At 63.6% G+C, this 12,157-nt stretch carries 10 protein-coding genes; 5 read left to right on the forward strand and 5 right to left on the reverse strand.

Features of this window, described 5'->3' with window-relative positions:
• Position 1 precedes the first annotated feature (1 nt).
• Both folC and dedD read left to right on the forward strand, forming a co-directional pair.
• A complete protein-coding gene (gene folC, locus AB5Y47_RS01635) occupies positions 2-1,261 on the forward strand; it encodes a bifunctional tetrahydrofolate synthase/dihydrofolate synthase (protein ID WP_216944386.1) in 1,260 nt (419 codons plus the stop codon).
• 179 nt (positions 1,262-1,440) lie between these two features.
• Positions 1,441-2,247, forward strand: coding sequence for a cell division protein DedD (dedD, locus tag AB5Y47_RS01640; protein ID WP_216944385.1), 807 nt, complete (start codon positions 1,441-1,443; stop codon positions 2,245-2,247).
• Positions 2,248-2,360: 113 nt separating this feature from the next.
• Here the strand turns inward: dedD and AB5Y47_RS01645 are convergent, their stop codons facing one another.
• From AB5Y47_RS01645 to AB5Y47_RS01660, 4 genes are all read right to left on the reverse strand, one after another.
• Positions 2,361-2,705 carry a TusE/DsrC/DsvC family sulfur relay protein gene (locus AB5Y47_RS01645; protein WP_039038798.1) on the reverse strand — a complete coding sequence of 115 codons (345 nt, stop codon included), beginning with the start codon at positions 2,703-2,705 and terminating at the stop codon, positions 2,361-2,363.
• A 122-nt stretch (positions 2,706-2,827) separates the two neighbouring features.
• Positions 2,828-4,969 carry a YccS family putative transporter gene (gene yccS / locus AB5Y47_RS01650; protein ID WP_368219682.1) on the reverse strand — a complete coding sequence of 714 codons (2,142 nt, stop codon included), beginning with the start codon at positions 4,967-4,969 and terminating at the stop codon, positions 2,828-2,830.
• Between the two features lie 179 nt (positions 4,970-5,148).
• Positions 5,149-5,805: a Bax inhibitor-1/YccA family protein gene (locus tag AB5Y47_RS01655; RefSeq protein ID WP_010675134.1), complete on the reverse strand. Its 657-nt coding sequence runs from the start codon at positions 5,803-5,805 to the stop codon at positions 5,149-5,151.
• Between the two features lie 163 nt (positions 5,806-5,968).
• On the reverse strand, positions 5,969-6,907 hold the full coding sequence (locus AB5Y47_RS01660; RefSeq protein WP_041201640.1) for a helix-turn-helix transcriptional regulator: 939 nt from the start codon (positions 6,905-6,907) through the stop codon (positions 5,969-5,971).
• A gap of 130 nt (positions 6,908-7,037) precedes the next feature.
• On the opposite strand from AB5Y47_RS01660, the gene AB5Y47_RS01665 reads away from it, so the two are divergent.
• The 3 genes from AB5Y47_RS01665 to AB5Y47_RS01675 all read left to right on the forward strand — a co-directional run bounded on the left by AB5Y47_RS01665 (position 7,038) and on the right by AB5Y47_RS01675 (position 10,735).
• The gene (locus AB5Y47_RS01665; RefSeq protein WP_139737026.1) at positions 7,038-9,194 is read left to right on the forward strand and encodes a TonB-dependent siderophore receptor; all 2,157 of its coding nucleotides are present in this window, start codon (positions 7,038-7,040) and stop codon (positions 9,192-9,194) included.
• A 97-nt stretch (positions 9,195-9,291) separates the two neighbouring features.
• Positions 9,292-10,338: an alpha/beta hydrolase gene (locus tag AB5Y47_RS01670; protein ID WP_368219685.1), complete on the forward strand. Its 1,047-nt coding sequence runs from the start codon at positions 9,292-9,294 to the stop codon at positions 10,336-10,338.
• Positions 10,339-10,501: 163 nt separating this feature from the next.
• A complete protein-coding gene (locus AB5Y47_RS01675) occupies positions 10,502-10,735 on the forward strand; it encodes a DUF6719 family protein (protein WP_102983837.1) in 234 nt (77 codons plus the stop codon).
• Positions 10,736-10,839: 104 nt separating this feature from the next.
• Here AB5Y47_RS01675 and prpF read toward each other — a convergent pair whose 3' ends face one another.
• Positions 10,840-12,039 (reverse strand): 2-methylaconitate cis-trans isomerase PrpF, encoded by a 1,200-nt coding sequence (prpF, locus tag AB5Y47_RS01680; protein ID WP_368219687.1) that lies wholly within the window; start codon positions 12,037-12,039, stop codon positions 10,840-10,842.
• Between the last annotated feature and the right edge of the window lie 118 nt (positions 12,040-12,157).

A 12,157-nucleotide genomic window follows, 5' to 3' on the forward strand; every position in this document is an offset into this window, starting at 1 on the left:
GATGAGTTCACACATGCAACAATCCCAAAGCCGGTCGCTGGTCGACTGGCTTTCTTATTTGGAGCAGATCCACCCGGCCAACATCGACATGGGGCTGGAGCGGGTCGGCACGGTTGCCCGCCGCATGGGCCTCACCGAACTGCCGTTCAAGGTGATCACGGTGGCGGGCACCAACGGCAAGGGCTCCTCCTGCGCCATGGCTGCCAGCATCCTGATGGCCGCCGGCTACCGGGTCGGTGTCTACTCCTCCCCCCATCTGCTGCGCTTTACCGAGCGGGTGCGCGTCAATGGCCAGGAGCTGGCCGATGGCGATCACTGCGCGGCCTTTGCCGAGGTGGAAGCCGCCCGGGGCGACATCGCCCTCACCTTCTTCGAGTTCGCCACCCTGGCGGGTCTGTGGCTGTTTCGCCGCGCCGCGCCCGATGTGCTCTTGCTGGAAGTGGGGCTGGGGGGGCGGCTCGACGCCACCAATGTGGTGGAATCGGACGTCGCCCTGATCACCTCCATTGCCCTGGATCACTGCGACTGGCTCGGGGATACCCGGGAGGCGGTGGCAGTGGAGAAGGCTGGCGTCTATCGCAAAGGTAAACCCGCCATCAGCGGGGAGCCCAATCCGCCGTCGACCATCGCAAGCGAAGCGGCGCGCCTCGGCGCCTGCCTGCGTCAGGTCGGCATCGATTTTCGTGGTGACGAGCATGAAGGTGACTGGGATTATCACGGCCTGCACCACTGGTCGGGATTGCCCAAACCGGCCCTGCCGCTGATGAATGCGGTCACCGTGCTGGCGGCCCTGGAGTCCCTCGGTCTGCCATTGGCGGAGTCCGCCATCCGCGACGGCCTGGCCAATGCCCGCCTGGCTGGCCGGATGCAGCAGTTGCAAACCTCGCCGCTGGTCATCGTCGACGTGGCCCACAATCCCCACTCTGCCGCCTATCTCGCCAGCCAGCTGCGTCAGCGCCCCGGCAAGGGCAGGCGCCGCGCCGTGGTTGGCATGCTCAAGGACAAGGACATGGCGGGGTCGCTGGCCGAGCTTGACGGTGTGATTGACGAGTGGTTCCTGGCAAGCCTCCACGGCCCGCGCGCGGCCACGGCCGACCAGTTGGCGACGGCCCTTGGCAGCGGCCGGGGCGTGGCGCTCACTTTTGCCTGCGTGGGGGATGCCTACGGCGCCGCCTTGGCCGCATCGAGTCCTGACGATATGGTCATTGTGTTCGGCTCGTTTTACACTGTCGCCGACGTGCTGGCTCTGGGCTCGGTCTGAGCCGTTCGCTCCCCTGGCTCCGTCATCGTGACGACGGGCCGGGTTTTGCACTGGATAATCCCCTTTCAGGCCAAGTGGGTGGCGAGGGACCCGGCTTCGCCAGCCGGCGTGAGGGGAGGCGTTCTTTGCGAAGTGTGCAAGATTGCAATGGATCCTAAGTAACATGGGTGGAAATTAACTTGGCTTCGAAGTTTCAAAACAGATTGGTGGGGACCGTCATCCTGGTCGCCCTGGTGGTCATCTTTCTGCCGGACCTGATGGACGGCAACAAGCTGGAGCAGAAGGACGAGGCCTTCGCCAAGATACCCCTGCGTCCGGAGCTCGAGCCCGCCAAACCTGCGCTTCAGGTCTCGGCGGCGAGCACCCTGCCGGCCGAGCATCTGGCGAGTCAGCAGCAGGCCTCTGCCGCGACCCAGTGGCAGGTAGAGGAGATTGGCGATACCGTGACCCTGGCCAATCAGGGGGGAGCCAATCCAGCGGGAGCCAGTCAGGCTCCCATTACCCAGCAGCAGCCGGTACAGGCCGTGGCGCAACCCAAGCCCCAGCCCCAGCCCAAACCCGAGCCCAAGCCGGAAGTGATCGCCAAGAAACCGGTGGAGCAGCCTAAACCCAAGCCGGTGCCAACCAAGCCGGTAGAGGTGCTAAAACCGGTGGAGGCCAAGCCACAGGCGGGCCAGATCAAGACCATGGATGATCTCATCGCGAGCAAGATGGCCCAGCCGACTACGGCACCGGCAGCCCCGGCTCAGGGGAGCTGGATCCTGCAGCTCGGCGCCTTCAAGAATGCAGACAGCGTCAATGCCCTGGTGAGCAAGCTGAGGGCGGCGGGCTACTCGGCCCAGACGTCGCCGAGAACCCCGGTGCAGGGGCAGATCAACCGGGTCTTCATCGGGCCGGATGTCTCCAAGGCCAAGTTGCAGGGCATGCAGAGCCGGATCAGCCAGATGACGGGCCTGAGCGGCTCCGTGGTGGCCTACAACCCCTGACAGCATGATGAAATGAAAAGACCGCGCCTCATGGCAACATGGGCGCGGTCTTTTTTTGTGTCCAACACGGGGGAGGCAGTGTGGCTATCGGGCTATCGGGCTGCCGAGGAGGCCTAGATGCACTTCACCGGCTTGGGGAGGCCTGCGATCTTGGTGGCCTGCTTGGCGGGGCCTTCCGGGAACAACTTGTAGAGGTAGCGGCTGTTGCCCTTCTCCGGGCCGTACTGCTTTTCCATTGCCTTGACCAGGGCGCGGATGGCGGGGGAGGTGTTGAACTCCAGATAGAAGGCCCGCACGAAACGCACCACTTCCCAGTGGGGATCCTCCAGCACTATCCCCTCTTTTTCGGCCAGCACCAGGGCCAGCGCCTCGCTCCATTGCTCGCTGTGGCGCAGATAGCCTTGGGCATCGGTCTCGATGAGTTGGCCGTTGAACTGCAAATGGTGTGGCTCGGACATGACGCTTCCTCGAAAAGGCTATCTCAATGGGGCGGGCATGGTAGCGCCTTGCGTCCCGTCAGGCAACCGGGGCGGCGCTTGGCACCTGCCTCGGGCGGGACTGGTCCGGCGGCTATGTCCGGCTAGGTTCGCCCCTGACCTGTCAGCAACTGGCCGTCGTTGGCCAGCACCAACAGCTCGTCTGCCAACTGGCTGATGAGGGTGAGCTGCTGGCTCAGCATCAGCTGCTCCTCGCTGCTCTCCGGAGCGATGGCTGGACAGGCTCCCGCGAGCGGCGTCGGCATCTCCCCCGCCAGGTGACCGGCGGCCTGCTCCAGGGTCTGGCTGATGTGGCGGCTTATCTCCTCCAGCCCCTCGATGGGCTCGAGTTTGTCGCGATGGGCCCCAAGCGCCGAGATATAGGAGAGCAGAGCATGGTTGCGCCAGGTGAGAGTGAAGCAGAGATCCAGGAAGCGGCGGCGCTTGCTCGGCTCTACCAGCATGCTCTGCCAGGCCATGGCCAGCTCGCTGTCGGCGAGGTGGGCACACTTGCGGGCCACCCGGTAGTCCAGGGATTCATCCCGTTGGCGATGCAGGCTGGCGAGCACCGCCGAGAGGTACTTCGCATTGGCGGACAGGGAGTTGGCGATAAGGGTCGGCAACCGCTTGTATTGCCAGTCGGGCCAGAGCCAGGCCACCAGGGCGTAGGAAAGCAGGCAGCCGAGTAGGGTATCGAGCAGCCGGGGTCCGAGGATGGCGAAGCCGATGCCATCCAGCAGGTTGAACGCCATCAGCACGTAGAGGGTGATGAAGCAGACGGCGGCGCTGTAGTTGCTGCGCACCTGGGTGAAAAACAGGAAGGCGGCCAGCCCCATGATCCCCAGTTGCAGGTGCAGCTCGGGGAAGAACCAGAGCACGGGCACGCCGATGAGGATACCGGCAAAGGTGCCGAGCATCCGCTGCACCAGGCGACGGCGGGTGGCGCTGTAGCTCGGCTGGCAGACGAACAATACGGTGAGCAGGATCCAGTACCCCTTGTCCAGGTGAAACGCCTGCAGAATGCCATAGCCCACTACCAGCCCGAGGGAGAGCCGCAGGGCATGGCGAAACACCATGGAGTTCGGGGTCAGGTTCTGCCTGAGCAATGCCAGCAGGGGCAGGGCGATCGGCCGTGCCAGGGGAGGCAGGCTGGTGGGCGGCGCGGCGGGGTTTTGCAGCTCTTCGGCGCTTTGCAGCAACTGGTTGATGCTGGCCAGGTTGCGACGCAGGAACTTCATCGGTGTCAGCAGGGTCTTGGGGTAGTGCTGCTTGAGGTGGGTGAACTCCAGCTGATCGCCGAGGGCCTCCAGGGTCCAGTGAATGCGTTTGTGGTGGGTGTAGGGCTTGTGCACCAGGATGGCGTAGCCAAGCTGCTGACAGGCGTCGGCAAGCTGTGACAGCACCTCCTGGAAGCCGTCGAGGACGATGCCCTGCTTGAGCTCCGCTTCCAGCTTGCTGTAGGGGTAGTGGCTGGAGGTGGCCCGCTCCTGGATCTCCAGGGCAAGCAGGTAGAGGCGCAGCAGGCCCGCGAGCTCGGGGGCAACCCCGTGGCGGCCGGGGGCATGAAGACGGGCATTGAGCGCCGTCTTGGCCTGGTTCAGGGCATTGACCAGGTTGATGTTGAGCTGGGCCAGATTGTGGCGGATGGCCTGGGCGCCGTGTTCGTCGGCCGGGAAGAAGCGGGATTTCTCCTGCAAGTAGCGGGCGAGGGCGAAGTAGCTCTGGGCCAGTTGCTCGTGCAGGGTCTTGTAGGGCAGCAGCCAGAGCCAGACCAGGGACACCAGGCCGTACCAGAGGGCCCCGGCGCACAGGGCCAGCGGCTGATAGAAGAGATCCGGCGCCTTGGCGGCCCCCAGCATGGTGTAGATGGCAATCAGCAGGGAACCAAAGCTGATGGTGGCGTAGCGCTGGCCGAGGGCACCCACCATGACGAAGATAAAGGTGGAGCCCGCGAGCCCGATGGCAAAGAGCCAGGGGGTGGGGAAGAGATACTGCACGCACAATGAGGCGAACAGGAAGCAGAGCAGGGTCATGGCGAGGTTCTTGACCCGGCCCCAGAGGCTGTCGTCGGTCTCGGCGATGGCGCCGGCCACCACCCCGAGGGAGAGCAGCACGGTGAGCTGGATGTCACCGGTTGCCAGCGCGAAGGCGAGCAGCCCCGCGATGGCGAGCAGGACCTTGAGGGCGAAATAGATGTGGCTGTCGGTCAGCAGACGGCGCAATAAACCTGAGAAGTCCATGGGCATGGGATGAAGGCAACCCTTGAGCGAAACGAAAGCGACAGCATAACCTGTCGATAACGAAACGGCCCTGATTTGGATCAGGGCCACTTCGCTTCATATCCTTGATTTGCAACTTATCCTGACAGAAATGGGCGCCAATAAAAACCCCGCCGAAGCGGGGTCTTGTGCATCTTAAGCATCCATCAGTTGCGGTTGCCGCCAAGCAGGCTCAGCAGGCTCAGGAAGATGTTGTAGATGGAGACATACAGAGTGACGGTGGCAGAGATGTAGTTGGTCTCGCCGCCGCGCACGATCTGCTGGGTGGTGAGCAGGATGGCGCCGGAGGAGAAGAGCATGAACATGGCGGACAGGGCCAGGCTCAGGGCGCTCATCTGCAGGAAGATATTGGCAACCATGGCTACCAGCAGTACCCAGAACCCGACGAACAGCATGCCGCCGAGGAAGGAAAGATCCCGCTTGGTGGTCAGGGCATAGGCAGACAGGCCGAAGAAGGTGAGCGCAGTACCGCCCAGCGCCGTCATCACGATCTCGCCGCCGCCGTTGTTCATGTACATGTTGATGATGGGGCCGAGGCTATAGCCCAGCAGGCCGGTCAGGGCGAAGGTGAACACCAGCCCCATGCCGTTGTCACGGTTCTTCTCGGTCAGGAACATCAGGCCGTAGACACCGATGAGGAACACGGCCCAGTGCAGGGGCGGCATGTTCATGACGGTTGCTACCCCGGCTACCACGGCTGAGAAGCCAAGAGTGAGGGAGAGCAGCATGTAGGTGTTGCGCAGCACCTTGTTGGTGTCGCGCACGGCACCCTGGGTGCCAGTGTAGATAGAACGGGTATCCATCTTGATGTCCTCTTGATTTCCGGGGTGAAGCGACCATTTGTGCTTCGTTAACGCATTGTATGCACTGAATGTGTGGATGACGAGCGCTGATTTCAAGCGCCACCCCACCTGCGTGGTGCCTACTATCCCAGAGCAAAGATGTATTGCGCATGAACAAGGAGGCTCAAGGCGTTGCAGAGGGCGCCTGCTCCTGTTCTTTACCCTGTCTGGCGATCCGCGTCGGCGAGAAGCCGAACTGCTTTCTAAACGCCGTAATGAAATTGGCCACATGGTCATAGCCGGCGTAGGCGGCGGCCCCTTGCAGAGAGAGGCTGCGCGCCTCCAGCCTGGCCCGCGCTTCTTGCAGCTTTCGCTGGCGAAGGTAGCGCTGCAGGCTCATGCCCAGCTCTTTTTTTGCGGCCCGCTGCAAGGTGGAGACGCTCATGCCGAGGGTGGCCGCGATCTCGGTCAGGGTCATCTCGTCCACTTTTTCATCCCTGAGCAGCATCTTGAGGCGCGTCGGTTGCTCGTTCTGGCGCTGGCAGCAGGGGGAGGCGGCCTGCTGGAGGTGGGTCATCAGGCTCTCCCAGACACTGAGGGCAAAGGCCTTGCGCATCAGCATCTCGGAGGCGTTCTGGCTGCTGGTGAGATTGAGCGCTTCCGCAATCTGTCCAAGGGCAGCGGGCAGGGTCCAGTCGACGCGGCTCAGATGGCGGCTGAAGGTCTGTGCGAAAGCCTTGCGATGCGCCTGTGCCAGATTGTGGGCGAGCCAGGTGTGGTCCAGGGAAAGGACGATGCTGCGGCTGCGCACCTGGGCTTTGGCCGCCCCCTGCACGATGTCGGGCTCGGTATAGAGGATGGCGGTTGCCACTATGGGGTCGGACTCGTGGAAGCGGCACCCCTTGAGCCTGTGAGTGGCGCCATAGGTCATCAGGGCCCGGCTCTCTAGGGGAATGGCGATGATCAACTGCGGCGGCAACTCCCGCTCGGTGGCGAAGTCTGCCTTGTGAACGATGTCCTTGTTGTGAAAGCGAAGACCCTCCTGGATCACCAGGTTCTCCACCCTGCCGGTGAAGCGCCCCCGTTGGCGTGCGCTGGTGTCCCTTGCCACTGTGTCAGTCATGTGCAATTTGACCATGTCGAAGAGTGAAATGACCACACCGCAAAACTGCGGCGGAAGATGGAGTGATATATTAGCCCCCGGAAAATCAAATGAAAATGATTATCATCTCTATCTTGGGGTCACTCTTACTATGGTTGTCTTGAAGGATAAAGCGCGAAGCCCGCTGGCTCTGGCCATCTCTGCCGCTCTGGCCGTCACCGTTGCCGCCCCAGCAGGGGCACACACACCGGACATCAAGCCGGACGAAACCCTGGTCGTCTATGGCAATCCACTCTACGGGATGTCGCCGTCGGAGGAGACGGGAGGCTATGGGGTCGACTCGGCCACCGTCGGTACCAAGACGCCGGCGGCCCTCAAAGACATCCCCCAGTCGATCACCGTGTTGACCAACGACTACATCGAGGAGCGCAACTTCGTGGCGGTGGACGATCTGGCCAAGTTCACGCCGGGTCTGCGCACCCTGGTCAACGACAGCGGTCGCTCCTCCATCTTCTCCCGTGGCTATGAGTACGACGAAGTGAACCTCAACGGCCTGCCATCGCCCATGCAGAGCAAGTACGGCACCCTGCCGTCGCTGGCGGCGGTGGATCGGGTGGAGATCATGCGGGGCCCCTCCGGCCTCTTCAACAGCACCAGCGAGCTGGGGGGCGTGATCAACATGGTGCTCAAGCGTCCGACCGACGCCTTCAAGGGCTCGGTCACGGCGCGCTATGGTAGCTGGGACAGGCATTACCTGGAGGCGGACATGGGGGGCGCACTCAACGACGAGGGTTCCCTGCGCGGCCGCGTCGTGGTGGCCAACGCCGACATCAAGAACCAGGTGGACTACAACAACAACGACAACGGTACCTACTACGGCACCCTGGAGTTCGATCTCTCGGATCGCACCCGCCTCTCCGTCTACGCCCTGCACCAGACCAAGGACATCCTGCCCACCAACGGCCTGCCGGCGTACAAGGACGGCTCCCTGCTCGACATCGGCCGCAGCACCTACCTGGGGTCGGCTGAAGACTTCTTCGACGCCGACACCACGGATGTGGGGGCCTCGCTGCAACACGCCTTTGCCAACGGCGGGGTGGGTCAGGTCTCGGCCCGCTACATGGATCACGACATGCGGCTGGAGCAGACCTTCACCAACGGCCCCGTGGACGTGGCGGGCAACACCGGGCTGATGTTCAACGGCCAGGGGAACCAGCAGAAGAACATGGCCTTCGATGCCAACTACAGTCAGATGTTCGATCTGTTGGGGCACAAGAGCGAGTTTGTGCTGGGCTCCGACTACAAGCGCTACGAGTCGGACATTCAGACCTACACCAACCGCAACCTCGGCAAGATCAATGTGTTCGATTTCGACCCGACCCGGGTCGCCAAGCCGGACTACAGCTACACCAAGAATGACCATGAGGAGCAGTCGGAGCTCGGTCTGTATGGCAAGGTGACCTGGCGGCTGATGGAGCCGCTGGCGGTGATCACCGGGGCCCGCGTCTCCTGGTACGATCTGGATGCCGTCAGCACGACCCTGAGTTCCGGAGCCCAGAGCGGCGAGTCCAGTGAGTTCAACGGCAAGCTCACCCCCTACGCGGGGGCCGTCTATGACCTGAGCGACGCACACGCCTGGTATGCCAGCTACTCCAAGGTGTTCAAGCCCCAGACCAGCCAGGACGAGAGCGGCAACCTGCTCAAGCCCCGGGAGGGCAGCCAGTGGGAAACCGGCATCAAGTCCTCGCTGCGTGACGGCCTGCTCAACACCCGGGCGACCCTCTTCCTGATGAAGGACGACAACATCGCGGCCCAGGCCTACGACGATCAGGGCATTGCCATCACCAACACCTACTGGGCTACCGGCAAGGTGGAGACGCAAGGGGTGGAGCTGGAGGCGAGCGGCTATCTCAGCCAGAACTGGATGGTGATGGCCGGCTATACCTTCACCGACATCGAGGAGAAGGCCGGGGATCACAACCCGAAATTCGACACCATCCCCCGTCACACCCTCTCGCTCTGGACCGACTACCACCTGGCCGACTGGGTGCAGGGGCTGCACCTCGGGGCAGGAATGACGGCGGTGAGCGACTACGGCTTCAACCAGAAGGGGGTCGAGACCCATCAGGGGGGCTATGCCCTGTTCGATGCGGCGGTGCGTTACGAGATCAACGACAGAATGCAGGCGACCCTGAACCTCTACAACCTGCTCGACCGGGAGTACTTCTACCGGGTCGGCTCCACCAGCACCTTCAACATGTACGGCGAGCCGGCGAACCTGATGGCAGGCTTCACCTACAAGCTGTAACGACCGACGACAGCAGGGCCTGCGGGCCCTGTTGTCGTCTCTGTGCGCCGCCCTACGGGGGATCCCCAAGGCTGGCGACACAATCCTGGTTCATCTCATGACAAGACTCATCACCCTGCTGCTCACCATGATCACACTCTCTTCTGCCCAGGCAGACATGCGCCACTACGCCCAGCGCTTCACCCACCATTCGGCCCTGCTGGGGGAGACGCGGCAATACAGCGTCTCCCTGCCCCAGGAATATGAACGCGAGCCCGGGGCTCGGTTCCCCGTGCTCTATCTGCTCGACGGGGAGAAGAGCCTGCTGGAGGTTGTCGGCATCACCCGGGCCCTGCGGGCCGGGCTCAATCCGGCGATTCCCCCCCTCATCATCGTCGCGGTCCACAACACCGACCGGATGCGGGATTACACCCCGAGCCACACCATGACCTTGCCCAATGGGGCACCGGCGGGGCCCGGCTATGCCGTGACGGGGGGCGGGCCCCGGTTCCTGCGCTATCTGAGTGAGGAGCTGCGCCCCCTCATCGAGGAGAGGTTTCGGACCCGGGCGCCGGCCCTGCTGGTGGGCCACTCCCTCGGCGGCCTGCTGGCGCTCGATGCACAGGCGCAAGATAGCGGCCAGTTCCAGGGAGTGATCGCCATCGACGCCAGCCTCTGGTTCGATTACCCCCGCAATTACGAGCGCATCGCGTCGGAATTGACCGGGCCGCTCAAGCACGCCTCCTCGCTGTTCATGGCGGTGGCCAACAACCCCTTCACCCCGGGATTCGGGCGTTCGGCGTTTCACCGGGATCGCCTGCAGCAGTTTGCGCGGCAGGTAGTGGGGGCACCCGGCGCAAACCTGCACGTCACCAGCCGCTACTTCGAGGAGGAGGATCACCACAGCGTCTACCACCCCGCCGTCTATCAGGGACTCCAGTGGCTGTTTCAGGGCTACCGGATGGATCTGGCGCCCGGGCACTTCAGCCGACAGGGGGTGATCGCCCGCTTTGATGCCTTGAACCGCCACCTCGGCAGCGCACTGCGCCCGGAGCTGGGGAGCCTGCGGGACATCAGGGAGAAGGCCGCGCGCTGGCCGCAGATGGCGATCCCCGTGGACGAGGCCGATGCCCTGCTGACCCACTACTACGGGTCGAAGCCGTGAAAAGCCGATATTTTTGCCTGTGTCTGGAATCGTCACAACGGCGCCGGAGACGGGTGTCGGTCCGGCGCCATCCCTGGGTAGACTGCCGAAACGAGGGGCGCCGGGTCGGTGCCCCGACAGAGGCAGGGAGTGAGCGATGGCGGTTGCAGGAAAGAGGGGAGGCATGCTGGCTCTGTGGTGCGGCGCACTCCTGATGTCGGGGTGCAGTGGGTTTGCGCCTGCGCCCATTCCCGTCACCTATCTGAGTCAGGATCCGCCCCCAGGCAGGCTGCCCCTTGGGGAGACCGCCTATGTGGATGACGGTCGCTGCCCACCAGGGCAGGTCAAGCGGCTCATCGGCGGGGACGCGAAGCACAATGTGCCAAGAAAGGTGGAGTGTGTGGCAAGACCGCAATGATGATGTGATTTTCACAGCCTGAAACATCCAAAAAAGAGCCCTGAGGCAGTCGCCTTGGGGCTCTTTTCGTCTGGCTGGCCTGGTCGGTGTGATGCCGCAGCGGGCTAGAAGGCATCTCCAGGGACCCGCACCCAGCCTTCCATCAGGATGCGGGCGGAGCGGGACATCACCGCCTTGGTGACCGTCCACTGTCCCGCGACCTGCTCTGCCTGGGCACCGACTCTCAGGGTGCCGGAGGGGTGACCAAAGCGCACCGCTTCGCGCTCGCCGCCCCCGGCGGCCAGATTGACGAGGGTGCCGGGAATGGCCGCCGCCGTGCCGATGGCCACGGCGCAGGTGCCCATCATGGCGTGGTGCAGCTTGCCCATGGAGAGGGCCCGCACCAGCAGATCGATCTCGCCGGCAATAATCTCCTTGCCGCTGGCGGTGCGGTAATCCTTGGCGGGTGCGACGAAGGCAATTTTCGGGGTGTGCTGGCGAGTGGCCGCCTCTTCGGGGCGCTTGATGAGCCCCATGCGCAGGGCACCGGCAACCCGGATCGCCTCGAAACGGGCGAGCGCTTGCGGATCTGTGTTGATCGCCTCGCGCAGCTCGGTGCCCTCATAACCGATCTCCTCGGCGTTGACGAACACCGTGGGGATGCCGGCGCTGATCAGGGTGGCTTTCAGTACGCCGCTCTTTACAACAGAATCCGGCACCTCCAGATCGTCCACCAGATTGCCGGTGGGGAAGAGGGCGCCGCCGTCTTCACCCTCGTCGGACGGGTCGAGAAACTCCAGCACGATCTCGGCGGCGGGGAAGGTCACCCCGTCCAGCTCGAACGCGCCTGTCTCCTGCACCTGGCCGTTCGTCACCGGCACGTGGGCGATGATGGTCTTGCCGATATTGGCCTGCCAGATCCGCACCTCACAGGTGCCGTGCTCCGGGATGCGGGACGGGTCCACCAAGCCGGCGTGGATGGCGAAGGCGCCGGCGGCGGTGGAGAGGTTGCCGCAGTTACCGCTCCAGTCCACGAACGCCTTGTCGATGGCGACCTGGCCGTAGAGGTAGTCCACGTCGTGATCGGGCTGGCTGCTTTTGGAGAGGATCACGCACTTGGCTGTGGAGGAGGTGGCCCCCCCCATGCCGTCCATGTGGGCGCCGTAGGGGTCGGGGCTGCCGATGACCCGCAGGAAGAAGGCATCCCGTGCCGGGCCCGGCTGCTGGCAGCGCTCGGGCAGGTCAGATAAGCGAAAGAAGACCCCCTTGCTGGTGCCACCGCGAAGGTAGGTGGCCGGGATTTTTACTTGTGGTATGTGGGCCATAGAGAGTGTCCTGAAAAGAGTCATAGATCCTGCTCCCTCTGGGAGAAGGTACCCGAAGGGCGGATGAGGAGACTTTCCCCTCATCCCAACCCTCTCCCAAAGAGAGAGGGTGCTTTAT

The organism is Aeromonas sp. R7-2 (genome assembly GCF_040908105.1).
In the GTDB taxonomy this organism is placed as follows: domain Bacteria; phylum Pseudomonadota; class Gammaproteobacteria; order Enterobacterales; family Aeromonadaceae; genus Aeromonas; species Aeromonas caviae.